The sequence below is a fragment of the Chromobacterium phragmitis genome (assembly GCF_003325475.1).
Classification (GTDB): Bacteria; Pseudomonadota; Gammaproteobacteria; order Burkholderiales; family Chromobacteriaceae; genus Chromobacterium; species Chromobacterium phragmitis.
The window spans coordinates 4,692,038-4,717,206 of the sequence record NZ_CP029495.1; the positions used below are offsets into that span (position 1 = coordinate 4,692,038).

25 protein-coding genes are annotated in these 25,169 nt (G+C 66.4%); 9 read left to right on the forward strand and 16 right to left on the reverse strand.

Features of this window, described 5'->3' with window-relative positions; genetic code table 11:
- Nucleotides 1–60: 60 nt before the first annotated feature.
- The 5 genes from lapB to cmk form a co-directional block, all read right to left on the reverse strand.
- Nucleotides 61–1,224 (reverse strand): lipopolysaccharide assembly protein LapB, encoded by a 1,164-nt coding sequence (gene lapB, locus DK842_RS22260; protein WP_114063451.1) that lies wholly within the window; start codon nucleotides 1,222–1,224, stop codon nucleotides 61–63.
- Between the two features lie 51 nt (nucleotides 1,225–1,275).
- A complete protein-coding gene (locus tag DK842_RS22265; RefSeq protein ID WP_114063452.1) occupies nucleotides 1,276–1,569 on the reverse strand; it encodes a LapA family protein in 294 nt (97 codons plus the stop codon).
- A gap of 135 nt (nucleotides 1,570–1,704) precedes the next feature.
- On the reverse strand, nucleotides 1,705–2,019 hold the full coding sequence (locus tag DK842_RS22270) for an integration host factor subunit beta (RefSeq protein WP_114063453.1): 315 nt from the start codon (nucleotides 2,017–2,019) through the stop codon (nucleotides 1,705–1,707).
- Nucleotides 2,020–2,026: 7 nt separating this feature from the next.
- A complete protein-coding gene (gene rpsA / locus DK842_RS22275) occupies nucleotides 2,027–3,718 on the reverse strand; it encodes a 30S ribosomal protein S1 (protein ID WP_114063454.1) in 1,692 nt (563 codons plus the stop codon).
- 94 nt (nucleotides 3,719–3,812) lie between these two features.
- Nucleotides 3,813–4,481 carry a (d)CMP kinase gene (gene cmk, locus DK842_RS22280; protein WP_114063455.1) on the reverse strand — a complete coding sequence of 223 codons (669 nt, stop codon included), beginning with the start codon at nucleotides 4,479–4,481 and terminating at the stop codon, nucleotides 3,813–3,815.
- Between the two features lie 206 nt (nucleotides 4,482–4,687).
- On the opposite strand from cmk, the gene aroA reads away from it, so the two are divergent.
- From aroA to DK842_RS22295, 3 genes are all read left to right on the forward strand, one after another.
- Nucleotides 4,688–5,977 carry a 3-phosphoshikimate 1-carboxyvinyltransferase gene (gene aroA / locus DK842_RS22285; RefSeq protein WP_114063456.1) on the forward strand — a complete coding sequence of 430 codons (1,290 nt, stop codon included), beginning with the start codon at nucleotides 4,688–4,690 and terminating at the stop codon, nucleotides 5,975–5,977.
- Between the two features lie 64 nt (nucleotides 5,978–6,041).
- Nucleotides 6,042–6,461, forward strand: a complete 420-nt coding sequence (locus tag DK842_RS22290; RefSeq protein WP_114063457.1) for a pyrophosphohydrolase domain-containing protein — start codon at nucleotides 6,042–6,044, stop codon at nucleotides 6,459–6,461.
- A 132-nt stretch (nucleotides 6,462–6,593) separates the two neighbouring features.
- On the forward strand, nucleotides 6,594–7,139 hold the full coding sequence (locus DK842_RS22295; protein WP_114063458.1) for a cytochrome b: 546 nt from the start codon (nucleotides 6,594–6,596) through the stop codon (nucleotides 7,137–7,139).
- Between the two features lies 1 nt (nucleotide 7,140).
- On the opposite strand, the gene DK842_RS22300 is transcribed toward DK842_RS22295, so the two are convergent.
- On the reverse strand, nucleotides 7,141–8,127 hold the full coding sequence (locus DK842_RS22300; protein ID WP_114063854.1) for a LacI family DNA-binding transcriptional regulator: 987 nt from the start codon (nucleotides 8,125–8,127) through the stop codon (nucleotides 7,141–7,143).
- Nucleotides 8,128–8,316: 189 nt separating this feature from the next.
- Here DK842_RS22300 and ptsP point away from each other — a divergent pair, with 189 nt between their 5' ends.
- From ptsP to DK842_RS22325, 5 genes are all read left to right on the forward strand, one after another.
- Nucleotides 8,317–10,818: a phosphoenolpyruvate--protein phosphotransferase gene (gene ptsP, locus DK842_RS22305; RefSeq protein ID WP_114063459.1), complete on the forward strand. Its 2,502-nt coding sequence runs from the start codon at nucleotides 8,317–8,319 to the stop codon at nucleotides 10,816–10,818.
- The gene (gene pfkB / locus DK842_RS22310) at nucleotides 10,815–11,771 is read left to right on the forward strand and encodes a 1-phosphofructokinase (RefSeq protein ID WP_114063460.1); all 957 of its coding nucleotides are present in this window, start codon (nucleotides 10,815–10,817) and stop codon (nucleotides 11,769–11,771) included. Before ptsP ends, pfkB begins: the two co-directional genes overlap by 4 nt.
- 31 nt (nucleotides 11,772–11,802) lie before the next feature.
- The gene (locus tag DK842_RS22315) at nucleotides 11,803–13,467 is read left to right on the forward strand and encodes a PTS fructose transporter subunit IIC (RefSeq protein WP_114063461.1); all 1,665 of its coding nucleotides are present in this window, start codon (nucleotides 11,803–11,805) and stop codon (nucleotides 13,465–13,467) included.
- 179 nt (nucleotides 13,468–13,646) lie between these two features.
- The gene (locus tag DK842_RS22320; protein ID WP_114063462.1) at nucleotides 13,647–15,524 is read left to right on the forward strand and encodes an NAD(P)-binding protein; all 1,878 of its coding nucleotides are present in this window, start codon (nucleotides 13,647–13,649) and stop codon (nucleotides 15,522–15,524) included.
- Nucleotides 15,525–15,537: 13 nt separating this feature from the next.
- Nucleotides 15,538–16,770 (forward strand): cytochrome c, encoded by a 1,233-nt coding sequence (locus DK842_RS22325; protein ID WP_114063463.1) that lies wholly within the window; start codon nucleotides 15,538–15,540, stop codon nucleotides 16,768–16,770.
- A gap of 168 nt (nucleotides 16,771–16,938) precedes the next feature.
- On the opposite strand, the gene DK842_RS22330 is transcribed toward DK842_RS22325, so the two are convergent.
- From DK842_RS22330 to DK842_RS22350, 5 genes are all read right to left on the reverse strand, one after another.
- Nucleotides 16,939–17,574 carry a glutathione S-transferase gene (locus DK842_RS22330; RefSeq protein ID WP_114063464.1) on the reverse strand — a complete coding sequence of 212 codons (636 nt, stop codon included), beginning with the start codon at nucleotides 17,572–17,574 and terminating at the stop codon, nucleotides 16,939–16,941.
- A gap of 146 nt (nucleotides 17,575–17,720) precedes the next feature.
- Nucleotides 17,721–18,137, reverse strand: a complete 417-nt coding sequence (locus DK842_RS22335) for a GFA family protein (protein WP_114063465.1) — start codon at nucleotides 18,135–18,137, stop codon at nucleotides 17,721–17,723.
- Nucleotides 18,138–18,200: 63 nt separating this feature from the next.
- Entirely contained in the window at nucleotides 18,201–18,650 is a 450-nt protein-coding gene (locus tag DK842_RS22340) for a hypothetical protein (RefSeq protein WP_114063466.1), read from the reverse strand.
- A 38-nt stretch (nucleotides 18,651–18,688) separates the two neighbouring features.
- Nucleotides 18,689–19,582, reverse strand: coding sequence for a LysR family transcriptional regulator (locus DK842_RS22345; RefSeq protein ID WP_114063467.1), 894 nt, complete (start codon nucleotides 19,580–19,582; stop codon nucleotides 18,689–18,691).
- 146 nt (nucleotides 19,583–19,728) lie between these two features.
- Complete coding sequence (locus tag DK842_RS22350) at nucleotides 19,729–20,514, reverse strand: enoyl-CoA hydratase (protein WP_114063468.1); 786 nt, start codon at nucleotides 20,512–20,514, stop codon at nucleotides 19,729–19,731.
- Between the two features lie 353 nt (nucleotides 20,515–20,867).
- Between DK842_RS22350 and DK842_RS22355 the strand changes: the two genes are divergently transcribed.
- Nucleotides 20,868–21,545, forward strand: coding sequence for a sulfite exporter TauE/SafE family protein (locus DK842_RS22355; protein WP_114063469.1), 678 nt, complete (start codon nucleotides 20,868–20,870; stop codon nucleotides 21,543–21,545).
- On the opposite strand, the gene DK842_RS22360 is transcribed toward DK842_RS22355, so the two are convergent.
- Genes DK842_RS22360 through DK842_RS22380 form a run of 5 tightly spaced genes read right to left on the reverse strand, consistent with a single transcriptional unit; the run spans nucleotide 21,526 to nucleotide 25,163 of the window.
- Entirely contained in the window at nucleotides 21,526–22,428 is a 903-nt protein-coding gene (locus tag DK842_RS22360) for a metal ABC transporter substrate-binding protein (RefSeq protein WP_114063470.1), read from the reverse strand. The genes DK842_RS22355 and DK842_RS22360 overlap by 20 nt on opposite strands.
- Before the next feature lie 20 nt (nucleotides 22,429–22,448).
- A complete protein-coding gene (locus DK842_RS22365) occupies nucleotides 22,449–23,324 on the reverse strand; it encodes a metal ABC transporter permease (protein ID WP_114063471.1) in 876 nt (291 codons plus the stop codon).
- On the reverse strand, nucleotides 23,324–24,067 hold the full coding sequence (locus tag DK842_RS22370; RefSeq protein ID WP_114063472.1) for a metal ABC transporter ATP-binding protein: 744 nt from the start codon (nucleotides 24,065–24,067) through the stop codon (nucleotides 23,324–23,326). The genes DK842_RS22365 and DK842_RS22370 overlap by 1 nt, the downstream gene beginning before the upstream one ends.
- On the reverse strand, nucleotides 24,064–24,249 hold the full coding sequence (locus DK842_RS22375) for a hypothetical protein (RefSeq protein WP_114063473.1): 186 nt from the start codon (nucleotides 24,247–24,249) through the stop codon (nucleotides 24,064–24,066). Before DK842_RS22375 ends, DK842_RS22370 begins: the two co-directional genes overlap by 4 nt.
- Nucleotides 24,246–25,163, reverse strand: a complete 918-nt coding sequence (locus DK842_RS22380) for a CobW family GTP-binding protein (RefSeq protein ID WP_114063474.1) — start codon at nucleotides 25,161–25,163, stop codon at nucleotides 24,246–24,248. Before DK842_RS22380 ends, DK842_RS22375 begins: the two co-directional genes overlap by 4 nt.
- Nucleotides 25,164–25,169 lie beyond the last annotated feature (6 nt).

The window sequence follows — 25,169 nt, forward strand, 5'->3', positions numbered from 1 at the left end:
CATTCTTTGCATTCAGAATGCGCGCCGACGCATGCCGGCCGCGCGATATTCGTTTGGGAGTCAGGTTTCCGAACGATTGGCGGTGAAGCTCTCCCACTCGCCGCACGCTGGACAGTGCCAGAAGAAAGCCCGGGAACGGAAATTGCAGCACTTGCAACGGTGCACGCTCAAACGCTGTGAATGCTTGAGGATCAGCGCGCGCGCCACCTCGGCATCCATCCGCCCTTCCGGCGACAGTTCGTCCATCTGCGCCTCTATCATCCGGTACACGCCGGCCAGGCTGGGGCGGGCATGCACCGCTTCGCGCACGCCTTCCAGCGCCTTGGCCTCGCCATCGTAAGTGGCGATCTTCTGGTACAGGAGATCGGTCAGCTCCAGCTGCGGGAAAGTGCGTTGGTAGCCGCGCAGCAGCGCGATGCCCTCCAGCGGACGCCCCAACTTCTCGTAGGCGTCGCACAGGCGCTCGGCCGCCATCGCCAAGTATTCGTAATTCTGCTTCTCGATGCCCTGCCAGGCGGCGATCGCGGCATCGACATTGCCTTCGGCGAACTCGATGTCGCCAAGAATCAAACTGGCGCGCACGCACTTGCGGTTGGCCAGAATGGCTTCGGCCACGTATTGCCGCGCCAGCTCGTGATGGGACTGGTACAGCTCGCCCTGCGCGAGTTCGCAATAGAACTGCGCCACCTCATGCTGGAAAGAATGCGCGTCGCTGCGCAGTTCGCGCGCGGTATCTATCGCCTTCTTCCAGTCGCGGTCCTGCTGGTAAATGTCCAGCAACTGCCGGCGCGCGGCCAGGCTCATATTGCCGTCCAGCAGCTTCAGCAGGATTTCCTCGGCGCGATCCACCAGGCCCGCCTTGCGGAAGTCCTGCGCCAGTTCATTGCGAACCAGGTCGCGCTGCTCGCTGGGCAAGTCGGACGAATCCAGCATCTGCTGGTGCAGGCGGATGGCGCGGTCGTTCTCGCCGCGCTTGCGGTACAGCTTGCCCAGAATGTGCTGCAACTCCAGCGCCGAGCCCTGTTGGCGCGCCACTTCGGCCAGCGCCTGCGCCGCGACGTCGGTCTTGTCGTCCACCAGCGCGTCCAGGCCACGAAAATAGGAAATCGGCACCGCCTTCGCTTGCTTCAGCACGGCGCGCATGTCCACCCGGGCGGCGAACCAGCCCAATCCGAAAAAGGCTGGAAACAGCAGCAGCCACCACAAATCAAGTTCCAACTGCAATCCTTTCGGAACGATAGAACGGGACCAAGGTCATGCTCCCGGAAGACAAGCTCAATCGGCGACGGCGTCGCTGGGATCGTTGACCACCTTGCCGGCTGGCGGACGGTTGCGCAGCTCTTTCTTCAGCTGCGACAGTTCGCGGCGGGTTCTCAGGTAGAAACTGAAAGTGGCCAGCAGACCGACGGCGGCGCCGACGACGAAGAACAGCAACAGAAAAACAATGAACGGCGCCGACCAGGACTGGCCGAAAAACAGTTTGAATTCGACCGAGTGGCTGTTCTGCACGGTGACGGCCACCAACAGCAGCAGCAGGGCCAATTCGACGATACGCAACAAATATCGCATGGGATCGCTCGATGAGTTTGCCGGAGTGCAATTCTAAACGATAGCCCGCCGCAACCCAAGCCGCGCGAGCGGCGCGGATACGAAAAAAGCGCCGCGGAGGCGGCGCTTCTGGCATGTAGACCGATGAAACTGCGATCAGGCCTGGGTCTGTTCCATAAGGGACAAGTCCACGCGCTCGCGCAGTTCCTTGCCGGCCTTGAAATGAGGCACGTATTTCTCAGGAACCGAGACGCTGGCGCCCGACTTCGGGTTGCGGCCGACGCGCGGCGGACGGTAGTTCAGATCGAAGCTACCGAAACCGCGAATCTCGATCCGGCTTCCTTGAGCCAGGTTGTTGGCCATCGCGTCCAAAATGGTCTTGACGGCCAACTCAGCATCTTTGTAGACCAACTGAGAATTGCGCTCGGCCAGTCTCTCGGACAGCCTCGCGATCAGCTCAGATTTGGTCATGACGCTATTACTCGTTGGAACCGGACAGTTTAGCCTTCAGCAGGGCACCCAGGTTGGTGGTGCCGGCGGAAGCGCTGTCAACGGCCAGGCTCTTCAGAGCGGCGTTATCTTCTTGAGCGTCCTTAGCCTTGATGGACAGGCTGATGTTGCGGGACTTGCGGTCCACGGCAACGATCACAGCCTCGACGGCATCGCCATCCTTCAGGATGGAGCGAGCGTCTTCCACGCGGTCGCGGGACAGTTCGGAAGCGCGCAGGTAGCCTTCAACATCGGCGTCCAGAGCGATGACCGCGCCCTTGGCGTCAACGGACTTGACGGTACCCTTCACCAGAGCGCCCTTGTCGTTCATGGCAACGAAGTTGTTGAACGGGTCGCCTTCCAGCTGCTTGATGCCCAGGGAGATGCGTTCTTTTTCCACGTCGATGGACAGAACAACAGCTTCAACCTCGTCGCCCTTCTTGAACTTGCGCACGGCTTCTTCGCCAGCTTCGTTCCAGGACAGGTCGGACAGGTGAACCAGGCCGTCGATGCCGCCCGGCAGGCCAACGAACACGCCGAAGTCGGTGATGGACTTGATCGCGCCCTTCAGCTTGTCGCCCTTGTGGAAGTTGTCGGCAAACTCGTTCCACGGGTTGGCCAGACACTGCTTCATGCCCAAGGAGATGCGACGACGGTCTTCGTCGATTTCCAGGATCATGACTTCCACTTCGTCGCCAACTTGAACCACCTTGGACGGGTGTACGTTCTTGTTGGTCCAGTCCATTTCGGACACGTGCACCAGGCCTTCGATGCCTTGTTCGATTTCCACGAACGCGCCGTAGTCGGTCAGGTTGGTCACCTTGCCGAACAGGCGGGTGCCGGACGGGTAGCGGCGGGACAGACCCACCCACGGATCTTCGCCCAGTTGCTTCAGACCCAGGGATACGCGGTTCTTCTCTTGGTCGAACTTCAGTACCTTGGCTTCCACTTCGTCGCCCACGGCCAGAACTTCGGACGGGTGCTTCACGCGGCGCCATGCCAGGTCGGTGATGTGCAGCAGGCCATCGATGCCGCCCAGGTCAACGAACGCACCGTAGTCGGTGATGTTCTTGACGATACCCTTGATGACTGCGCCCTCTTTCAGGGTTTCCAGCAGAGCCTTGCGCTCTTCGCCCAGGGTTTCTTCCAGCACGGAGCGGCGGGAAACCACGACGTTGTTGCGCTTGCGATCCAGCTTGATGACCTTGAACTCGATCTGCTTGTTTTCGTACGGGGTGGTGTCTTTCACCGGACGCACGTCAACCAGAGAGCCCGGCAGGAAGGCGCGGATGCCGTTGACCATGACGGTCAGGCCGCCCTTCACCTTGCCGCTGATCATGCCGGACAGGATGGTGCCGGCTTCCAGCGCTTCTTCCAGCTCAACCCAAGCGGCCATGCGCTTGGCTTTTTCGCGGGACAGCTTGGTTTCGCCGAAACCGTTTTCCAGCGCGTCGATCGCGACGGTAACGAAGTCGCCGATGGCGACTTCAACGACGCCTTGGTCGTTCTTGAATTCTTCAGCCGGAATCAGGGACTCGGACTTGAGGCCTGCGTTCACGGTTACAAAGTTGGAATCAACTGCCACGACTTCAGCAGTGATCACTTCGCCCACGCGCATATCGTGCAGGGTGAGGCTTTCCTCGAACAGTTGAGCGAAGTTTTCCATGGAGAGGGTAGTCATCAAGCGTACTCTCGGTTGCAGGCCTTGCGGCTTGCGGGGTTAGGGTTGGAACAAGATCGTTTCCGCAATGCAGCAAAAACGACCATACAAAAAATCAACGGCCGGAAACCTGTTTTTCCTCAAACCACACGAGGACCTTGTCGACCGCCTGGTCTATGGTCAGCTCCGTGGTATCGAGCAAAAAGGCGTCCGGCTCCTGGCGCAGCGGCGCTACCGGCCGGGCGGCATCGCGCGCGTCCCGATCGATAATGTCCTGCATAATCTGAGCGAGGTTAGCAGATTCCCCCTTGCCGATCAACTGCTTATGACGGCGGGACGCTCTTTCCTCGGCGCTGGCGGTCAGAAATACCTTCAGCGTGGCGTCCGGAAACACCACCGACCCCATGTCCCGGCCATCGGTCACCAGGCCCGGACGCGCGCGAAAATCGCGCTGGCGCTGCAATAGCGCGGCGCGCACCGTCGGCAGCGCGCCCACCTTGGACGCGCCGATGCCGATTTCCTCGGCGCGGATGTCCGCGCTGGCGTCGTTGCCTTCCAGCCACACCGCGCCGTCGGAGAACTCCACCGGCAAGGCGGCGGCGGCCTCAGCCAACGCCGGCTCATCGTCCCAGCCTATGCCGCGGCGGCGCGCGAACAGCGCCAGCAGGCGGTACAGCGAGCCCGAGTCCAGATAATGGAAATCCAGGCGCGCGGCCACCAAGGCCGCCACCGTGCCCTTGCCCGAGGCCGAAGGGCCGTCGATGGTAATCACCGGTACTGTCATCGAAATCTGATCCTGTCGCATGCATTCGGCCCGCGGCGCGCCACATACGCCGCCGAGCCGATCAAACCGCGCATTGTAACTCAAGCGACGCGGCCTGGCGCGAGGCCGCGCGGCGCAAGGCGATTGCGCACGGCCTCGTCTGGCGGGTACAGTGTCCCTGACACTTATCAAGCCACGCCATTCCAAAACACAAGCGCGACACCCACATGGAACAACTGCATCTCCCCCCCTGCCCTCGCCTCGCCGGCGCCGTCAAGCTGCCCGGCTCCAAGAGCATTTCCAATCGCACCCTGCTGCTGGCGGCGCTGTCCGGCGGCAGCACCCTGGTCCGCGACCTGCTGGATTCCGACGATATCCGCCACATGCTGAGCGCGTTGAAGTTGCTGGGCGTCAAGGTGGAACAGCAGGGCGACAGCCGCGACTTCCGCGTACAGGGCTGCGGCGGCGCGTTTCCAGTCAAGAACGCAGACTTGTTCCTCGGCAACGCCGGCACCGCCTTCCGCCCGCTGACCGCGGCGCTGGCGCTGATGGGCGGCGATTACCAGCTGTCCGGCGTGCCGCGCATGCACGAACGCCCGATCGGCGACCTGGTCGAGGCGCTGAACGCCGCCGGCGCGCGCATCGAGTACTTAGGCCAGCCCGGCTTTCCGCCGCTGTCCATCTCCCCGGCCGACGTGCGCTGCGCCGGCCCCATCCGGGTGAAGGGCAATGTCTCCAGCCAGTTTCTCACCGCCCTCCTGATGGCGCTGCCGCTGACCGGCGAGACATCCGAGATCGAGGTGGTGGGCGATCTGATTTCCAAGCCCTATATCGAAATCACGCTCAATCTGATGGCGCGATTCGGCGTGCGCGTCGAACGCGACGGCTGGCAGCGCTTCACCATCCCCGGCGGCCAGCACTACATCTCGCCGGGAGAGGTCTATGTCGAAGGCGACGCCTCCAGCGCGTCCTACTTCCTGGCGGCCGGCGCGCTGGCCGGCGGACCGGTGCGGGTGGAAGGGGTGGGCGAGGCCAGCATCCAGGGCGACGTGCGCTTCGCCGAGGCGCTGGAATTGATGGGCGCGACGGTGCGCCGCGGCGACAACTGGATCGAGGCCCGCGCCGAAGGCAGGCTCAAGGCGATCGACCTGGACTGTAACCACATCCCGGACGCGGCGATGACGCTGGCCGTGGCCGCGTTGGCCGCCGACGGCGCCACCACGCTGCGCAACATCGCCAGCTGGCGGGTGAAGGAAACCGACCGTCTGTCGGCGATGGCGACCGAGCTGCGCAAAGTGGGCGCGATCGTGGAGGAAGGACCGGACTACATCCGCGTCACCCCCCCGTCGACGCTGACGCCCAACGCCGAAATCGACACCTACGACGACCACCGCATGGCCATGTGCTTCTCGCTGGTTTCGCTGCTGGGCGCGCCGGTGGTGATCAACGACCCCAAATGCGTGGCCAAAACCTTCCCGGACTATTTCCAGGCGCTGGCCGCGCTGCAGGCGCAATAATCACAATATATTGATGATTTTATCGATAGACTCCACAATATGGACATCACACAGGAGTCTATCGATGAGCGATCTGTTCCAGATGCGCCGCGATTTCATGCGGCGCTTCGACATCCCCTCCCCCACCCATCCGGAATTCCAGCCAGAACAGCTGGCGATGTGGCAGACCATGCTGGACGAAGAGCTGGACGAACTGCGGCAGGCGCTGGCCGATTACCGCGCGCTGCCGGCGCAGCCTCCCGAACAACAGCTGCGCAGCCGCGCCGAACTGACCGCGGAAGCGGTGGACGTGCTCAATGTGGTATGCGGCCTGTTGCTGTCACAGGGCCTGCCGCTGGAAGCGATGTGCGACGCGATACATGACGCCAATCTGCGCAAGTGCGTGGACGGCCGCGTGGTGCGCCGCGCCGACGGCAAGGTGCTGAAGCCGGAAGGCTGGCAGCCGGCGGACAAACAGGGGGTGATCCGCCAGGCCTTGGCGTAAGGCCTAGCCGACGCCATCCGCCGCGCGCGGCTCTCCCGCCGGCATTCCCCTTCTTTTGAAATGGGTTAAGGCCGACTTAAGCTTCAGCGACTAAGCTTGCAACATGTTCCAACCGAAACGAAAGGAGCCGACATGTTGCGCAACACTTCGCGCAGTTACGGCCAAATCGCCCGCGCCCTGCACTGGCTGTGCGCGCTGGCAGTGATCGCCGCCCTGGTCGTCATCGAGCTGAAAGGCAACTTCCCCAAAGGCAGCGCCACCCGCGGCAACTTGAGCTTCGTCCATATCCAGGCCGGGCTGATCGTGCTGCTGCTGGTGCTGCCGCGAATAGCCTGGCGGCTGAGCAATCCGCAACCGGAGATTTCCCCCAAACCCAGCCGCCTCTCAGTCCTGCTGGCCCACGCCGGCCACTGGGCGCTGTACGCGCTGATGCTGGCGCTGCCGCTGCTGGGCATCGCCTTCATTCAGGCCAAAGGCGGCCAGGTCGCCCTGCTCGGCCTGCCCATCCCCGCCTTCATGCCCAATGATCCCGCGCTGGGCAAGGAGCTGAAAAGCATCCATGAACTGCTGGGCAATGTGCTGCTGTGGCTGAGCATCCTGCATGCCGCCGCCGCGGCGGGGCATCACCTGCTCCTCAAGGACGACACCCTCACCCGCATGACCGGCCCGATGCGCTGACTCAGCGCCGGGCCCGGCTGGAGCCGCGCGCGACCAGGCGGCCCGCCAGCACCACTTTGCGCAGCGGCCGATCCGGCTGCTGCAGCCGCTCCAGCAGCATCTCCATCGCCGCGCGGCCTATCTCGTCCACAGGTTGCTCGATCACCGTCATGCCGGGGTCGGCCAGCTCGGTCCAGCTGTCGTTGTCGAACCCGGCCAGCGCCAGCTGGCCCGGCACCGCGACGCCCGCCTCCCGCACCGCCTTCACCGCGCCCAACAACAGCAAGCCGTTGCTGGCGATCAGCGCCTCCGGCGCGTCCGCCTCCCGCAGCCACCCCGCCGCCTCCGCCCGCGCCGCCTCCGCGCTGGGCGCGACGAAGCGCGCCGCCGCCGATAAACCGGCCGCCGCCATGGCCTCGACAAAGCCCGCGTGGCGCTCCGCCCCGGTGCTGCTGGTATTGCCGAACAACCCGCCTATCCGGCGATAACCGGCGCCAAGCAAATGCTCCACCAGTTGCGCCGCCGCCGCCCGGTTGTCCAACAGCACCGCGTCGCAGCGGGCGGATGGCCCGGCGCGGTCTATCATCACCACAGGAAAACCCAGCCCGGCGACGTCCAGCGCTTCCGCGGTGGCGCGGGTGGCGGCGAAGATCACCCCGCTCACCCTCTCCTCCTGCATCAGCCGCAGATACATCGCCTCCTTGTCCGGGTTTTCATCGGTATTGCACAGAATCACCCGCATGCCGGACTGGTAGGCGACATCCTCCACCGCCCGGCTCACCGCGGTGAAGAAGGGATTGCGGATGTCGGACACGATCAGGCCTATGGTGTGCGTGTGCTGGGAACGCAGCCGCCGCGCCGACAAATTGGGCCGGTAGCCGCTCTGGGCGACGGCGGCCTCCACCTTGGCGCGCAGCGCGGCGCTGACCGGGCCGTTGCCCAACACGCGCGACACGGTGGCCACCGAGACGCCGGCCAACTGCGCGACATCCTTAATGCTGGTAGTCATGTTTTTGGAAATCGTTTTCAGTCGATAAACACGATGCTGCACCAGCACATGCGCCGCTGGCAAGCCCAAAATCGCCACATAATTCAATATTTGGCCACAAGTTTGATTTTAACCAGTTCTGTCTGATTGACAGAAAAAATGTAATCGTTTTCAATTCCAGCCATATCGAGTCCACGAACGAGGTAAGCCGTGTCCGACGCCCTGCTCAATCCGCAACTGATACGCCTGGGCTGCCAGCCCGCCAGCAAGGAGGCCGCCATCCGCGAAGCCGGCCGCATGCTGGCCGACGCCGGCTGCATATCCCCCGACTACATAGACAGCCTGCTGCGCCGCGAGGCGGTGGCCAACACCTACCTGGGCAACGGCATCGCCATTCCCCACGGCATGGTGGAAGACCGCGCGCTGGTGCTGCGCACCGGCGTCGCCATCCTGCAGATTCCGGACGGGCTCGAATGGAATCCGGGCCAGCGCACCCACCTGCTGTGCGCGATCGCGGCTCGCTCCGACGACCATCTGGTAATGCTGCGCCAACTGACCCGCCTGCTGCAGGACGAGTCCAGGCTGCTGCCGCTGTTCCTCACCCAGGACAGCGCCGACCTGATCGCCGCGCTGGAGCAGCAAAGCGAAAGCCTGCCGCCGGACGCCGAAGCGCGAGACCTCGAGCACGCCGAGGAGTGGCGGCTGGATTATCCCAACGGCCTGCACGCGCGCCCCGCCGCGCTCTGGGTGGACGCCGCGCGGCGCAGCCCGGCGCAGCTGCAAGTTCGCCACGGCGGCCAGAACGCCGACGCCAAGAACCTGATCGCGCTGCTGCAACTCGGCCTGCGCCAGGGCGACCTCATCTCCGTGTCCGGCCGCGGACCGCAGGCCGAAGACGGCGTGCGCCAGCTCGTCAAGGCCATGCGCGAGGCCAGCCTGGCCGAGCAGACCGCCGCCGCCATCGCCGCCCAGCGCGCCGCGGCCCAGCGGCCTCGCGCCGGTTGGCAACCCGTCGGCGCGCCGATTTCCCTCCCCGGCATCGCCGCCAGCCCCGGCATCGCCATCGGCACCGCGCGCATCCTCGCCGGCGAGGCGCTGCAAGTGCCGGACCGACCGATCAGCCTGGCCGAAGGCGGCGACCGCCTGCACGAAGCGCTGGCCGCCACCCGGCTGCAGCTCGCCCGGCTGGCCGAAACCACCCAGGCCTCGCTCGGCGCCGGAGAAGCCGGCATCTTCCGCGCCCAGGCGGAACTCTTGAACGACACAGACCTGATCACCCTCAGCTGCCAGTTGATGGTGGCCGGCCACGGCGTGGAGTGGGCCTGGCACCAGGCGGTGGAACGGCTGGCGGAAAAAATCTCCGCGCTGGGCAACCCGCTGCTGGCCGCCCGCGCCGCCGACCTGCGCGATGTCGGCCGCCGCGTCTTGTTCCAGCTTGATCCGGCGCTGCAAGGCCATGCGCCGGCCGACTTCGGCCCGGATACCATATTGCTGGCGCCAGACCTCGCGCCATCCGACACCGCCGCGCTGGACCTGTCCCGCGTCAAGGGTCTGGCCACCGCCCACGGCGGCCCCACCGCCCATACCGCCATCCTGGCGCGCACGCTGGGCCTGCCGGCCGTAGTGGCGGCCGGAGCCGCCCTGCTGGACGTGGCCGACGGCAGCCCGGCCATCCTGGACGGCGACGCCGGCCGGCTGTACCTGAACCCCAGCGACGCGGATCTGGAATCCGCCCGCGCCTGGCAGCAACACCAGCGGGAAGACCAGCAGAAGCAGCAGGCGGAGCGCCAGCTGCCGGGCCAGACCGCCGACGGCGCGCGCATCGAGATCGCCGCCAACATCAATCGCCCCGACCAGGCCGCCGCCGCGCTGGAGGCCGGCGCCGAGGGCGTGGGCCTGATGCGCACCGAATTCCTGTTCCTGGAGCGTGACGCCGCGCCGGACGAAGAGGAGCAGCTGAAAACCTATCTGGCGATGCAGCAGGCGCTGCAAGGCAAGCCGCTGATCGTCCGCGCGCTGGACATCGGCGGCGACAAGCAGGTGCCCTACCTGAACCTGCCGCATGAGGACAACCCCTTCCTCGGCATGCGCGGCGCGCGGCTGTTGCTCGCCCGCCGCGAACTGCTGGAGCCGCAGCTGCGCGCGCTTTATCGCGCCGCCAAGGCCGGCAGGCCCCTGTCCATCATGTTCCCGATGATCAGCTCGCTGAAGGAGATCACCCGGCTCAAAGGCCTGTGCGAAAGCGTGCGCAAGGAGCTGGGCGCGCCCGCCGTGCCGATCGGCATCATGGTGGAAGTGCCCGCCGCCGCGCTGCTGGCCGACCAACTCGCCCCTTATGTCGATTTCTTCTCCATCGGCACCAATGACCTGACCCAGTACGCGCTGGCCATGGACCGCCAGCACCCCGAGCTGGCAGCCGAGGCCGACAGCCTGCACCCGGCCGTATTGCGGCTGATCCGGCAGACCGTGCAGGGCGCGGCGGCGCACCAGCGCTGGGTGGGCGTGTGCGGCGGCATCGCCGGCGACCCGCAAGGCGCGGCGGTGCTGGCCGGCCTCGGCGTCAACGAGCTGTCGATGAGCCCGCACGACATCGCGTCGGTGAAAGCCATGCTGCGCCGCCACAGCCGCGCCAAGCTGCAAGGCCTGGCAGAACAAGCGCTGGCCTGCGACAGCGCCGACGAAGTGCGGCAACTGCTGGAGGACCTGGCATGAGCGGCGCGATACACACCGTCACCGCCAATCCGGCGCTGGACCAGACCGTCACCCTGGACGCGCTGATCCCCGGCAGCGTCCATCTGGCGCGCGCCGCCACGGTCAACGCCGGCGGCAAGGGCGTCAATGTGGCCAGTTGCCTGGCAGACTGGGGCCTGCCGGCCCACGCCCACGGCCTGCTGGGCCGCGACAACTGCGGCCCCTTCGAGCAGCTGTTCGCCGCCAAGCGCATAACCGACCGCATGCTGCGAGTAGCCGGCGCCTGCCGGGTCAACATCAAGCTGGCCGATCTCGCCAGCGGCGACACCACCGACGTCAACCTGCCCGGCCCCGAAACCGGCGAAGCCGAATTGGCGTCGCTGACGGCCGGACTCCGCGACGTCGGCGCCGGCGACCTGGCGGTGCTGGCCGGCAGCCTGCCCCCCGGCATGCCGCGCGACGCGCTGGCGCGGCTATGCGCCCAGTTGAAGCGGCAAGGCGCCTGGGTGCTGATGGACAGCAGCGGCTCGCCGCTGGCCGCCGCGCTGGCCAATCCGCCGGCGGCGCTGCCCGACTGCGTGAAGCCCAACCGCGAGGAGCTGGCGCAATGGGCCGGCCGCGAGCTGCCCGGCCTGGACGACGTGGCGCGCTGCGCGCGCGGCCTGCAGCGGATGGGGGTCGGCCGGGTGGTGGTGTCGCTGGGCGAACAGGGCGCGCTGCTGGTGGACGGCGACGCGGCGCTGCTGGCCAGCCTGCCGCCGCAGCGGCCGCTGAGCACAGTAGGCGCCGGCGACGCGCTGGTGGCGGGCCTGACCGCCGCCCGCCGCCAGGAGCTGAACGCCGCGGACAGCCTGCGGCTGGCGATGGCCTTCGCCGCCGCCAAGCTGCAACGCGTCGGCCCCCACCTGCCGCCAGAGCCGCAAATACGCGAACTGGCCGCCGCCGTCAGCCTGCAAACCCTGGCCGCGGCCTGAGCCGCGCCCACTTTCCAGACAGGGGAAACACATGAGCATCGTCGCCATCATCCGCGCGGGAGAGCGCAGCACCCAGGCCAGACTGGCAGCCGAAGCGCTGCGCCAGGCCGCCAAGCAACAAGGCAAGCGGATAGACATCGAAATAGACGGCCAGCCGGCGCTGAGCGCGGACGCCGTCCAGGCCGCCGGCCAGATCCTGCTGGTGGACTGTCCCGACGACAGCCGCGCCGGACAACGGCCCGTCCGCCATGCCACGCTGGACGCGGTATTGGCCGACCCGGCCGCGCAGCTGGACAACGCGGCGGCGGCCGAGCGCGCGCTCAGCATCGTCGCCATCACCGGCTGCCCCACCGGCATCGCCCACACCTTCATGGCCGCCGAGGGACTGGCGCAGGGCGCCAAGGCGCTGGGCCACGTCATCAAGGTGGAAACCCAGGGCTCCGTCGGCGCGCAAAACGCGCTGACCGACGCTGAGATCGCCGCCGCCGACCTGGTCATCATCGCCGCAGACACTCAGGTGCAGCTGGACCGCTTCGCCGGCAAGCGGCTGTTCAAGAGCGGCACCAAGGCCGCCATCGGCGACGGCAAGGCGCTGGTCCGCCGCGCGCAAGCCGAAGCGCAGCCCTGGACCGCCGCCCGCGAGCCATCGTCCCGGGCCGCTGCTGCGGAAAAGGCCAAGGACGGCCCCTACCGCCACCTGATGACCGGCGTCTCCTTCATGCTGCCCTTCGTCACCGCCGGCGGCATCCTGATCGCGCTCGCCTTCGCCCTGGGCGGCATCTACGCCTTCGACGACGCGCACAAGGGCACGCTGGCCTGGTCGCTGTTCCAGATCGGCGCCAAATCCGCCTTCGCGCTGATGGTGCCCATCCTGGCCGGCTACATCGCCTATTCCATCGCCGACCGCCCCGGCATCGCCCCCGGCATGGTGGGCGGCATGCTGGCCGCCAGCTTGGGATCGGGCTTTCTCGGCGGCATCGCCGCCGGCTTCATCGCCGGCTACGGCACCCGCGAACTGAACCGCCGCATCCAGCTGGGCCAGCACCTTGACGGCCTGAAGCCGGTGTTGATCCTGCCGGTGCTGGGCTCGCTGCTGGTGGGCCTCTTGATGATCTACGTGGTGGGCGAACCGGTAGCGGCGCTGCTGGCCGCGCTGACCGAGGCGCTGAAAGGCATGCAGGGCAGCAGCGCGCTGGCCCTGGGCGCGCTCCTGGGCGCGATGATGGCCTTCGACATGGGCGGCCCGGTCAACAAGGCGGCCTACGCCTTCGCCACCGGCCTGATCGCCAGCCAGGTATACACGCCGATGGCGGCGGTGATGGCGGCGGGCATGACGCCGCCGCTGGGCATCGCGCTGGCCACCCGCCTGTTCCGCGACCGCTTCACCGCCGACGAGCACGAAGCCGGCAAGGCCGCCGCAGTGTTGGGCCTCGCCTTCATCAGCGAGGGCGCGATACCGTTCGCCGCCCGCGATCCGCTGCGGGTGATCCCGGCGCTGATGGCCGGCTCCGCCCTGGCCGGCGCCGTCTCCATGACCATGGGCGTAGAGCTGAAAGTGCCGCACGGCGGCGTGTTCGTGCTGCCCATCCCCAACGCGGTGGAACACCTGCCCAGCTATCTGGCGGCGCTGGCGGCCGGCACCCTGGCCACCGCGCTGGCATTGGGCGCGCTGAAGAAGAAGATCGTCCCAGCCTGACCCTGATCGCTCCCCACCCCCAAGGCCCGGCCATGCCGGGCCTTTTCTTTTCTTTCATTGCGCCGAATCCCATTTCATCGGCATAAAAAATAACTATATTTACAATTTGTTATAATGCGGGCCTCAGACAGCACGCAGAGGCTGCTGGTTCATTCCAACAAAACAACACAGGAAAAGCCATGTCCATTACCCGTCGAGACTTTCTCAATGGTTTCGCGCTGACCGTGGCTGCCGGGCTCACACCGCTGGAAATCCTCCGTGCCGCACCCCGACAGATCAGCGCCAGCTACTACCCTCCCTCTCTCACCGGCCTGCGCGGCAACCATGACGGCTCGTTCGAGAACGCGCACAAGCTGGGCCGCGCCCATCACGCCGTCAACCTGGGCGGCGCCAAGGTGGAAGAGCGCTACGATCTGGTGGTGGTAGGCGGCGGCATCAGCGGCCTGGCGGCCGCGCATTACTACCGCAAGAAGCATCCGCAAGCCAAGGTGCTGATTCTGGACAACCACGACGACTTCGGCGGCCACGCCAAACGCAATGAGTTCAAGGTGGGCGAGCGCCTGGTGCTGGGCTACGGCGGCACCGAGTCGCTGCAATCGCCCAAGCACGTGTTCAGCAAGGAAGCGCTGGCGCTGATGAAGGAACTGACCGTCGACATCGACGGCCTGGCCAGCCATTTCCACCGCAACTTCTACCCCGACCTCAAGCTGTCGCGCGGCGTGTTCTTCAACAAGGAAGACTTCGGCGTCGACAAGACCGTGGGCGGCGACCCCTATCTGCAAGTGGCGGACGACATCGATCCCAAGCGCCTGAACGCGCGCCCGATCCGCGACTTCATCAACGACTTCCCGATGTCGAAGAAAGACCGCGACGCGCTGATCGCCCTGCACACCAGCACCCGCGACTACCTGGGCGACATGCCCAAGAGCAAGCGCGAAGCCTATCTGGCCAAGATCAGTTACAGCGCCTACCTGTCGCGCCACGTCGGCCTCAGCGCCACCGCGATCCGCTTCTTCCAGTCGCGCAGCAACGACTTCCAGGCGGTGGGCATCGACGGCCTGCCGGCGCTGGACGCGCGCAATCTGGACCTGCCGGGCTTCCACGGCGTGGCCGGTTTGGGCAAGATCAGCGCCGAGGCGGAAGCCGAACTGCGCGACCCGTACATCTACCACTTCCCGGACGGCAACGCGTCCATCGCCCGCCTGCTGGTGCGCAAGATGATTCCGCAGGCCGCGCCGGGCAAGGATATGAACGACATCGTGCTGGCCCGCTTCGACTACGGCAAGCTGGACCTGCCGGAAAACCCGGTGCGGCTGCGCCTGAACAGCACCGTGGTGCGCGTGGAAAACGCCCAGGGTCCGGTGGACGTGGGCTATCTGGACAAAAGCGGCAAGCTGCGCCGCGTGCAAGGCCGCCACGTGGTGATGGCCTGTTACAACATGATGATTCCGCACATCATGCCGGAGCTGCAGGATGACCAGAAACAGGCGCTGGCGCTGAACGTGAAGGCCCCGCTGGTCTACACCAAGGTGGTGTTGAAGAACTGGGAAAGCTTCATGAAGCTGGGCGTGCACGAACTGTACTGTCCGTCCATGCCGTACAGCCGCATCAAGCTGGACTACCCGGTGGACCTGGGCGGCTACCAGCATCCGCGCAAGCCGTCCGAGCCGATGTGCCTGCACATGGTCTACGTGCCCACCATCGCCGGCTCCAACCTGGACCCGCGCACCCAGTGGCGGATGGGCCGCGCCAAACTGCTGGCCATGCCGTTCGCCGAGCATGAAGGCATGATCCGCGGCCAGCTGCAGCGCATCCTCGGCCCCGCCGGCTTCGACCACAACCGCGACATCGCCGCCATCACGGTGAATCGCTGGTCGCACGGCTATTCCTACTTTCTCAACTCGATGTACGACGACGAAGAAGAGTCCAAGCGCATCATCGCCGCCGCCCGCCGTCCGGCCGGCAACGTGACGATCGCCAACTCCGACTCCGACTGGAACCCGTACACCCACGCCGCCATCGACCAGGCATGGCGCGCCGTAAACGAGCTGAAATAACAGGACACCCGTGATGAAACTGATGACAACCCTGGGCCTCGCGGCCCTGCTGGCCGGCGCAGCCTCCCTCGCCCACGCCCATATCGACACCGACGGCGTGCGCCGCGGCGCCTATCTCGCCCGCGTGTCCGATTGCATCGCCTGCCACAGCGCGCCCGGCGGCAAGGAAAATGCCGGCGGGCTGCCGATGGACACCCCGGTGGGCAAGATCTACTCCACCAACATCACGCCGGACAAGGAAACCGGCATCGGCGACTACAGCTACGAGGATTTCGCCCGCGCGCTGCGCCGCGGCGTGGCCAAGGAAGGCCATTCGCTATACCCGGCCATGCCCTACACCTCGTTCGCCCGCATCAACGACGACGATATGCGCGACCTGTACGCCTACTTCATGCATGGCGTGGCGCCGGTGAAGCAGGCCAATCGCGACAGCGACATCCCCTGGCCGTTGTCGATGCGCTGGCCGCTGACGCTGTGGCGCTGGATGTTCCACGACGACAGCCGCTACCAGCCTGACGCGGCCAAGAGCGTCGAATGGAATCGCGGCGCCTACCTGGTGCAAGGCATGGCCCACTGCGGCACCTGCCACACCCCGCGCGGCGCGGCCTTCCAGGAAGTGGCGCTGAGCGAGAAGAAACCCGGCTATCTGACCGGCGCGCTGCTGGCCGGCTGGTACGCCGGCAATCTGACCGGCGATGCGCGCGAAGGCCTGGGCGGCTGGTCGGTCGACGAGCTGTCGCAATACCTGCAGACCGGCCGCAACCGCCACACCGCGGCCTTCGGCCCGATGGCGGAAGTGGTGCACTACAGCAGCCAGCACATCAACGCCGCCGACCTGTCGGCGATCGCCGTCTACCTGAAGAGCCTGCCGAGCGCGGGCGCGGCCGACCCCGCGCCGGTGCGCACCGGCGCCGCGCTGTTCTTCGAAAACTGCGCCACCTGCCACCAGGCCAACGGCCAGGGACATGACAAGGTGGTGCCGGCGCTGGCCGGCAGCTCGGCGGTGATGGCGCGCGACGCCACCTCGCTGATCCGCGTGGTGCTGGAAGGCGGCGTCAACGCCCGCACCCATCATCTGGCCTGGGAATACAGCATGCCGGGCTACGCCCAGCAGATGAGCGACCAGGAAGTGGCCGACGTGCTCACCTATATGCGCCAGAGCTGGGGCAACGCCGCCAGTCCGGTGGCGGCCGGCGACGTGGCCAAGGTGCGCGGCATCGTAACCGACGGCGCGCATCAGCAGTAACGCCATCAAGCGCCAATGACGCCGCCGCCTTTCACAATGCGGCGGCGTTTTATTTTGCCCTTGTCTCAGGACGCAGTCAGCGTGAACGCATCGCGGCGCCTCACGACATGGCCCCGGGCCATTGAAATCGAGCCGTAGCTTTCGGTTGCACGCGCGGGCGATGGCGCATTAAAACCGGACCGGATACGCGCCATCGCCATACGGCGCCGCCCGGAACGCGTCCAGCGCCTCAGCCTGGGCGGAGAGGGCGGCCAACGCCGGATACTCATCTTCCGGCACGATGTCAGCCGTCATCCTCCTGCTGAAGCGCCAGGCGACGGCAGTGCTCAGCCAGGCCTGATCAATGGTCCCGCCGCCAATGTCCGGCACGCCGGATGCCAGCTCCCGCTCCAGTTCGTCGTAAGCGGCCAGCAACTGGCTGCTGATCCGCTCCAGCCAAGGCTGGTAGCGCGCGTCTTCAGGGCGCAACTTGCGCTCGTAAACGATCTGCACGCTCTTCTCGCACGCCGCCAGCGCCAGCCCGGTCACCCGCAGGCTGCGCAGCAAACGTTGCGGATCGGACGGCAGCAGGCTGCGCCCCGGCGCGATCGACTCCGCGTACTGCAGGATCAAAGTGGAATCCATCAGCGCCGTGCCGTCGTCGCAGATCAGCGTGGGAGCCTTGACCACCGGATTGATCTGCCGGAAACGGTCGAATGCGCTGAACACCGACAAGGGCTGGTGCTCGAATGGAAGGTCCAGCAACTGCAGGGAAACCGCGACGCGGCGGACATAGGGGGAATCCAACATCCCGATCAGCTTCATGGCGCTTCTCCATCATGGGCAAAATCAGTTGAAGGCGGCCACAACCCTCCTCGCAGCGGCGGCCCAGGCTTGCCGGCTGCCTGCCGGCGGCCAGATCGGCCAGCACCTCGGCCGGCAAGGCCTCCAGCCGGACAAGGGGAAGGCGATCAGACGAAGCGGACATCGGGAATCCAGTTGCGGGCGCGCCGCGCCAGCCTCTCCGCTTCGCTCTCGCCATCGAACGATACGTCGGCCGCATCGCCGAGCGGCAGGCCAGGCGTCTCGAAGGCGTTGACGCTGACCACGGCGCGCAAGCGGCCGCCGATCTCGCTGGTGACCAGCGGCGCGGCGCCGCAATCGGAACAGATGTGGAAGTCGGCGGTGCGGGTGCCGAAACGATAATGCGATACGCGCTGCGGATCGCGCAGCGTCACCTCCAGCCTGCCGGCGGGAGAGGCGGTCCAGACGCCGCCATGCTTGCGGCAGAAGCCGCAGCCGCAACGACGAGCGGGGATCGCCGCGCCGTCGGGCCAGTCGAGCTGGAAGGAAATATTGCCGCAGTGACAGGCGCCATGGATTCTCATCGCACGCTTTCCGCTGATGCCCGCGTCCGGGCGGATGCGGTCAGCATACCATGCGCCCGCGGATCAGGTTTGCCGCAGCACGCGCCTCATATCACGGGCGGCCTTCAGCGGAATGCCGGAAAAGTTGGTGGCGGCGAAATGCCCGGCCTGACGCGACGCTGTCGACAAGGCGGCGCCGGAAGCGCAGCCCACTTCCAGCGCCTGGCGCACTGCGGCGATCGGCGCGTCGTCAGGCCACTGCCGAGCGATGTTGCGCCCCATCTCGGTCCACAGCTTCTCGACGGCCAGCAACAAACCTCGCTGGATGTCGGCCTGAGCCTGCCAGATAGACGCGCCGGCCAGCAAGCCGCCGTCTATCCGCCGCTCCACCTCGCGCTCGGACAGCGGAAAACCGGGCATGAGCGACGACAACCAACAGCTGCAAGCCTCCTGTTGCGCATCCATCCAGCGGCGCTGTCCTTGCTCCATCGCGCCGCGATACGTCTCCATCGCACCGACTATCCAGCTGGCCATGCGGCCTCCTCGCGAAACGGCGCTCAAGCGCCTTGTAGTCAAGCCTGGGGACCAGGCAGCCCCCAGACATCCCGCAACGTCCTCAATAGCGTCTCCAGCACCGGATCGCCCGCCCGATCTGCCGGGTAGACGAACTGCAGCTCGGCGCGCTTGCCTACGCCAGGCACCAGCCAGACGCGACCGCTCTTTTCCCAGGCGATCGCCTCTTCCTCGCGCACCAGCGCCGCGCCTACGCCGGCGGCAACCAGCTCCAAGATCACCGACAAATGGTCGCTCTCCGCCACCTTTTTAGGCGAGATATTGAGTTCTCGCCACAACTCGGAGGTGATCTTGGACAGGCTGGAAAACTGCGAGATGCCCACCCAGGGCAGCTTGCCCAGATCTTTCAACCGGCCCTCCGCCATCTGCCCGGCCCAGGCCGCCGGCAACGCGATGCGGAAATTCAGCGTCTGCAAGGGCACGGTGACGACGTTCATGTACGGGTTTTTGCCCAGATAAAAACCCGCATCCAGCTCTTTCTTGCGCACCAGATTGAGCACATCCACTGACACGCCATGGGTCAACTGCACCTCCAGCAAAGGGTGCGCGTCCACCAACGCCGCCACCCAAGGCCCCAGCCTCAGGATGTCCGGCATCAGCGTCACGCCTATCCGAGCCTGCCCGGACAATTGACCTTTCAGGTGTTTGGCGTGATTGATGATGCCGCGCGCGGCCGCCAGCACCCCCTGCGCCTGAGGCAACAGTTCCTGGCCGGTTCGGGTCAGGCTGACGCCGCCCGCGCTGCGCTCGAACAGCGGCATTCCCACCTCCTCCTCCAGCGCCTTGATCTGGGCGGTCACCGCCGGCTGCGACAAATGCAGCAGCTCGGCCGCCTGGGTCAGATGGCCTTGCTGGGCGACAGTGACGAAGGTGCGCAACTGATAGATTTCCATGCTCTCCCCTGCGACGCCGGCTCGCGCGGCCGGATATGCCAAATGACGGCTAGGCTAACACGGCGAGCCCGCCCAAAACAAAGCCGCCTGCGGCAAAGTGCGGGCAGGCGGCCATGATCATGTCGGCTCAGGAAACGGGGGATGGCTCAATCGTCGTCGTCCCGCGCCCAGCTGGGCGCGCGCTTGGCCAGGAAGGCGGCCACCCCGTCCAGTTGCTCCGAGCCGCCCACCAGGCCCAGCGTCGCCGCGCGTTCGCGCTTCAGGTGCTCGTCCAGGCTGAGATTGGGGCTGTCCTCGATCAGCTTGCGGGCGACGGCTACCGCCGCCGGGCTTTGTCCCGCCACCTTGTTAGCCAGGCTGACCGCGACGATCTTGGCGAAACCCTGGTCCACCACTTCCTCGATCAGGCCTATCTTCAGCGCCTGCTCGGCCGACACCACCTCGCCGCCCAGGATGATGCGCTTGGCCCAGGACACGCCCACCTTGTCGGCCAGCGTCTTGGTGCCGCCCGCGGCCGGTATCAGGCCGACCTTGGCTTCAGGCAGGCCCAGCTTGGCGCCGCGCTCGGCGATGATGTAGTCGCAGACCAGCGCGCATTCCAGCCCGCCGCCCAGCGCGAAGCCGTTGACGGCCGCCACCGTGACGCCGCGATAGCCGCGTATCGCCTGCAGCGCATTGGCGAAAGCCTGCAGCAGAGCGTCCGCGGCGGCCTTGTCACCCGCCGCGAACTGCTTCAAATCCGCTCCGGCGGAAAAAAACGCGTCGCCGGCGCCGGTTATCACCACCGAACGCACGGCATCATCCGCATTCAACGCCTGCAGCGTCGCCGTCAGCTCATTCAGGCTGTCGGTCGTCAGCAAATTGGCAGGCAGGTTGGAAAGCGTGATGATGGCCGATTTGCCCAGCCGTTCGAGTGTCAGATACCTGGCCATATTGTGTTCCTCACTGTATCCCCATTCCTTTCATTCAGCAGCCCAGACCGGACCGCTCCGCCTCTGTGGGCGGAGCGCTCCCATTTCCGGCCCGGCTCCGGGCCGGACCGCGTCCGCCATGCCGGCGGCGCAGTCCTGTTGTCGCGCCCAAACTGACATTTTCTTTGCAAACTGTCCTTTTGGCCAGTAGGCGAAACAATTATCTTCAACCTTTTTTGTAGAATGACTGTTTCAACAATGCCAAAAAGAATCGAACAATGCGCCGCAAACCCCGCCGTCAAGCCAAATCGGCGCGCTACAGCCGTTTCGTCATGCCCTCTGTTACCATAGAGCTTTCCTGAACCGCTTGCGGCATGATTGAGACAAATTTCTGGATTCTGTTCCTCGCCGGCCTGCTGGGCGGCGGACACTGCGTGGGCATGTGCGGCGGCATCGTCGCCGCCCTCACCCTGCATCAGCCGGCCGGCGGCGCCCGCTGGCGGGTTCTGGCCGGCTACAATCTGGGCCGCATCGCCAGCTACGCGCTGATCGGCGCGTTGCTCGGCGGCCTGGCGGCGGGCGGGCTCAGCCTGGCATCCACCCACGCCTGGCAGCTGGCGCTGGCGGCGCTGGCCGACCTGATGCTGATCGCGATGGGCCTCTATCTGGCGGGATTCGCCCAAGCCGTCGCCGCGCTGGAAAAACTGGGACAGCCGGTATGGAGGCGGGTTCAACCGCTGGTGGGCAGGCTGTTGCCGGTGCGCTCCGCCAGCGGCGCCGTCGCGGTGGGCGCGGCATGGGGCTGGCTGCCCTGTGGCCTGGTCTACAGCGCCTCCATCTCGGCGCTGGCCAGCGGCTCCGCCTGGCATGGCGCCGGCCTGATGCTGGCCTTTGGCCTGGGCACCTTGCCCAACCTGCTGCTGATGGGCGTGTTCGCCGACGGCCTCCGCCGCTGGATGCAAAAACGCCCAGTCCGGCTGGCAGCCGGGCTGGGCGTGGCGGGAATCGGCGCCTGGAAGCTGGTTCAGCTCCTCAGCGGAACGATTTCATGATGGTGTCGACATTGTAGCGCATCAGCTGCAAATAGCTGGCGGCCGGACCGCTCGGGCCTGACAGCGCGTCGGCGTACAGCTTGCCCCCCACTTGCACCTTGGCTTCGGCCGACAATTGCTTCAGCAGCCGCGCGTCGGTCATGTTTTCCATGAACACCGCCTTGACGCCTTCTTTCCTCACCTGGCGCGTCAGCTGCGCCACGCCTTTGGCCGATGCCTCGGCCTCGGTGCTCACGCCCTGGATCGCCAGCACTTTCAGCTGGTAACGCTCGCCCAGATAGCCGAAGGCGTCGTGCGAAGTCAGCATCTTGCGCTTGGCCGCCGGCACCGAGGAAAACTGCTGCTTCGCCCAGTCGTCCACCGCCTTCACCTTGGCGGCATAGTCGGCCGCGCGGCGCTGGTACTCGGCCTTGCCGGCCGGGTCGGCCTGGATCAAACCGGCGCTGATGTTCTTGATATAGGTCTGCACCCTCGCCGGATCATGCCAGGCATGCGGATCGACGTCGCCGTGGTCATGGCCGTGAGCGTGGTCATGCTCGGCATGCTCTTCTTCCGGCGCCTGGCGGGTCTTGATGCCCTTGGACGCCACCACGGTCACGCCGCGGAAGTTGGCCGCCTTGTCCAGCCGGGTCATCCACCCTTCCAGCCCAAGGCCGTTGGTGACCAGCACCTTCGCGGCGGAAACCTTCTTGATGTCGGCCGGCGACGGCTGGAACACGTGCGCGTCCTGATCCGGCCCCACTAGCGACACCACTTCGACGCGATCGCCGCCGATCTCGCGGGCCATGTCGGCGATGATGCTGAAGCTGGCCACCACCGGCACCTTGGCCAGCGCCAGCGCCGGCATGCCCAGCAACAGCAAGGCGGCTAGAGTTTTCTTCATGAGGCTTCCCCTTAGTCGGTTCAAGATTCCAGATGCCGCGCGCGGATATAGCGCGGCAGCGCTCCGCCCACCGGCGCGAACAGCAAAGACAGCAGATAGACCAGGCCGGCCAGCAAGATGATGGCGGGACCGGACGGCAACTCGAAGTGATAGGACAGCAACAGCCCGCCCAGGCCGCTGAGGAAGGCGATGCCCACCGCCAGCGCCAGCATGGCCTCGATGCGCTCGGTCCACAGCCGCGAGGTGATCGCCGGCAGCATCATCAGGCCAACCGCCATCAGCGTCCCCAGCGACTGGAAGCCGGCCACCAGGTTCAGCACCACCAGCATCAGGAACAACAGATGCCACCAGGCGCCGCGCGCGCCCACCGCGCGCAGGTAGACCGGGTCCAGGCTCTCCAGCAGCAGCGGCCGGTAGATGACGGCCAGCGTCAGCAGCGTCGCCGTGGCCACGCCCGATACCAGGTACAGCGCAGCGTCGTCCACCGCCAGCACCGAGCCGAACAGGATATGCATCAGGTCGACGTTGCTGCCGCCCCTCGACACCAGCAACACCCCCAGAGACAAGGACAGCAGATAAAAGGCGGCGAAGCTGGCATCTTCCTTGATGCTGGTGAAGCGGGTGGCCAGCCCGGCCAGCAACGCCACCAGCACGCCGGCGACGAAGCCGCCCAAGCTCATCGCCGGCAGGCTGAGGCCGGCGAACATGAAGCCGACGGCGGCGCCCGGCAGCACCGCGTGGCTCATCGCATCGCCCATCAGGCTCATGCGGCGCATCACCAGGAACAGGCCGATGGGACCGGAGCCCAGCGCCAACGCCAGGCAGCCGGCCAGCGCGCGGCGCATGAAGGCGAATTCGACGAAGGGAGAAACCAGAAGATCGTACAAGTGTTGCATCAGGCGTTTGCTCCATCCAGGCCGCAAACCGGCGCCTGGGCCTGCCAGTGGGCGGCGGTGTCCACCGCGCGCCGCAAGTTGTCATCGGTCAGCACCGCGGCGCTGTCGCCCCAGGCGATCACCTCGCGCGCCATCAGCAGCGTGCGCGGGAAATGCGCCCTCACCTGCAGCGCATCGTGCAGCACCGCGATCACCGTGCGCTTCTCGCGCCGCCACTGCGCCACCAGGCCCAACAGATCCTCGGTGGTCTTGGCGTCCACCGCGTTGAAGGGCTCGTCCAGCAGGATCACCCGCGCGTCCTGCACCAGAATGCGGGCGAACAGCACGCGCTGGAATTGGCCGCTGGACAAAGCGGCGATCGGCCGCAGCGCGAAGTCGGCCAGACCCACCTGCTCCAGCGCCTCGATGGCGCGGGCCATGCCGTCGCGTCCCACCCGGCCGAAGGGGCCGCTCTGGTGCCACAGGCCGGTGCCGACCAGCTCCAGCACGCTGACCGGCATGCTGCGGTCTATCTCCGCCTGCTGCGGCAGGTAGGCGATGTCGGCGCGGCGATGGCCATTGAGGTCCACGCTGCCGGAATCGGGCGTCAGCGCGCCTATCATGGCCTTCAGCAAGGTGCTTTTCCCGGCGCCGTTGGGACCGAAGATGGCGGTGGCGTCGCCGTCGGCGAAGCGGCCGCTGATGTGGTGCACCGCCGGATGCCGCTGGTAGGACACCGTCAGATTGTTCAGGGCGATGCTCATGCCAGCTCCCGCAATGCCCACCACACCAGCAGCCACAGGCCGGCCAGCGGCAACAGCGTCAGCGCGACGCGCTGGCCGGCCGACATGGCCAGCAGGCTCAACGGCGGGCGCAGATTGGCGGCGGTCACATGGCGGTGCGGCTCATGCGCATGGTGGTGATCGTGAGAATGCGTGTCGCTCATTCCAGACACTCCTTCAGCCAGGCTTCCACCGCTGCGGCGTCGAATTCGGGCGCGATCAACTCGAAGCGGCTGTCGCGGCGCCAGGACACCTGGGCGGCGCCCCACTGCCCGGCCGCCCAGTTCAGCCATACCCAGCTGTCCAACACGCGGAACACGCCCTTGGCGCGCGTCAGGCCCGGCACTTTCTTGGGCAGGTCGTCGAACAGCCGGGTCAGCCGCTCGCCGTCGAAATTCAGTTCCGGCTCGAAGGTCCAGCCGGCCGATTGCCACGCGCTGGCGTTGTCGGGCAAAACAGCCGGACGGTAGCGCGGCTTGGCCGCCAGCTCGGCGTCCAGCCAGGACACGTCCAATTGGCCGTCCTTCACCTCTCCGACCAGCGACTTGGGCGGAAACAGCGCCGCCGCCTGCGCGCGGAAGGCTTCCATGGTCGGGATGTCGGCGGTGTCTATCTTGTTGGCCACCAGCACGTCGGCGATCGAGATCTGGTCGCGATATAAGGGCTGGCGGTGGTAATCAGGCTGGATGAACTGGCGCGGGTCCACCAGCGTCAGCACCGCGGCCACTTCCAGCGCCTCGCCCAAGGGCTTGGCGCGCAACTCGTCTATCACGCCGGCGGCATGGGCCAGGCCGCTGGCTTCGATCAGCAGGCGGTCCGGCTTCTCGCGGCGCAGCAGCGTGGCCACGGTGGCGGTCATCTGCGGGCCCGCCACGCAGCACAGGCAGCCGCCGGCGATCTCCGCCACCGCCAGCTCGTCGTTGAGCAGCGCGGCGCCGTCTATGCCGACTTCGCCGAATTCGTTGACGATCACCGCCCATTTTTCATGCTGCGGGCGGTTGGCGATCAAATGGCGCAGCGCGGTGGTCTTGCCCACGCCCAGAAAGCCGGTAAACAGGTTGACTTTGGTCTTGTTCATGATTTC

Bases quoted from the DNA above. Each gene is read 5' to 3' on its own strand.
- DK842_RS22360 (WP_114063470.1), bottom strand. From the start codon at position 22,428: ATGAAGAAAACTCTAGCCGCCTTGCTGTTGCTGGGCATGCCGGCGCTG.
- DK842_RS22335 (WP_114063465.1), bottom strand. From the start codon at position 18,137: ATGAGAATCCATGGCGCCTGTCACTGCGGCAATATTTCCTTCCAGCTC.
- DK842_RS22365 (WP_114063471.1), bottom strand. From the start codon at position 23,324: ATGCAACACTTGTACGATCTTCTGGTTTCTCCCTTCGTCGAATTCGCC.
- DK842_RS22330 (WP_114063464.1), bottom strand. From the start codon at position 17,574: ATGAAGCTGATCGGGATGTTGGATTCCCCCTATGTCCGCCGCGTCGCG.
- DK842_RS22325 (WP_114063463.1), top strand. From the start codon at position 15,538: ATGAAACTGATGACAACCCTGGGCCTCGCGGCCCTGCTGGCCGGCGCA.
- DK842_RS22300 (WP_114063854.1), bottom strand. From the start codon at position 8,127: ATGACTACCAGCATTAAGGATGTCGCGCAGTTGGCCGGCGTCTCGGTG.
- DK842_RS22290 (WP_114063457.1), top strand. From the start codon at position 6,042: ATGAGCGATCTGTTCCAGATGCGCCGCGATTTCATGCGGCGCTTCGAC.
- DK842_RS22355 (WP_114063469.1), top strand. From the start codon at position 20,868: ATGATTGAGACAAATTTCTGGATTCTGTTCCTCGCCGGCCTGCTGGGC.
- DK842_RS22320 (WP_114063462.1), top strand. From the start codon at position 13,647: ATGTCCATTACCCGTCGAGACTTTCTCAATGGTTTCGCGCTGACCGTG.
- DK842_RS22375 (WP_114063473.1), bottom strand. From the start codon at position 24,249: ATGAGCGACACGCATTCTCACGATCACCACCATGCGCATGAGCCGCAC.
- aroA (WP_114063456.1), top strand. From the start codon at position 4,688: ATGGAACAACTGCATCTCCCCCCCTGCCCTCGCCTCGCCGGCGCCGTC.
- DK842_RS22270 (WP_114063453.1), bottom strand. From the start codon at position 2,019: ATGACCAAATCTGAGCTGATCGCGAGGCTGTCCGAGAGACTGGCCGAG.
- DK842_RS22315 (WP_114063461.1), top strand. From the start codon at position 11,803: ATGAGCATCGTCGCCATCATCCGCGCGGGAGAGCGCAGCACCCAGGCC.
- DK842_RS22265 (WP_114063452.1), bottom strand. From the start codon at position 1,569: ATGCGATATTTGTTGCGTATCGTCGAATTGGCCCTGCTGCTGCTGTTG.
- DK842_RS22380 (WP_114063474.1), bottom strand. From the start codon at position 25,163: ATGAACAAGACCAAAGTCAACCTGTTTACCGGCTTTCTGGGCGTGGGC.
- DK842_RS22345 (WP_114063467.1), bottom strand. From the start codon at position 19,582: ATGGAAATCTATCAGTTGCGCACCTTCGTCACTGTCGCCCAGCAAGGC.
- pfkB (WP_114063460.1), top strand. From the start codon at position 10,815: ATGAGCGGCGCGATACACACCGTCACCGCCAATCCGGCGCTGGACCAG.
- rpsA (WP_114063454.1), bottom strand. From the start codon at position 3,718: ATGACTACCCTCTCCATGGAAAACTTCGCTCAACTGTTCGAGGAAAGC.
- DK842_RS22340 (WP_114063466.1), bottom strand. From the start codon at position 18,650: ATGGCCAGCTGGATAGTCGGTGCGATGGAGACGTATCGCGGCGCGATG.
- cmk (WP_114063455.1), bottom strand. From the start codon at position 4,481: ATGACAGTACCGGTGATTACCATCGACGGCCCTTCGGCCTCGGGCAAG.
- DK842_RS22295 (WP_114063458.1), top strand. From the start codon at position 6,594: ATGTTGCGCAACACTTCGCGCAGTTACGGCCAAATCGCCCGCGCCCTG.
- DK842_RS22350 (WP_114063468.1), bottom strand. From the start codon at position 20,514: ATGGCCAGGTATCTGACACTCGAACGGCTGGGCAAATCGGCCATCATC.
- DK842_RS22370 (WP_114063472.1), bottom strand. From the start codon at position 24,067: ATGAGCATCGCCCTGAACAATCTGACGGTGTCCTACCAGCGGCATCCG.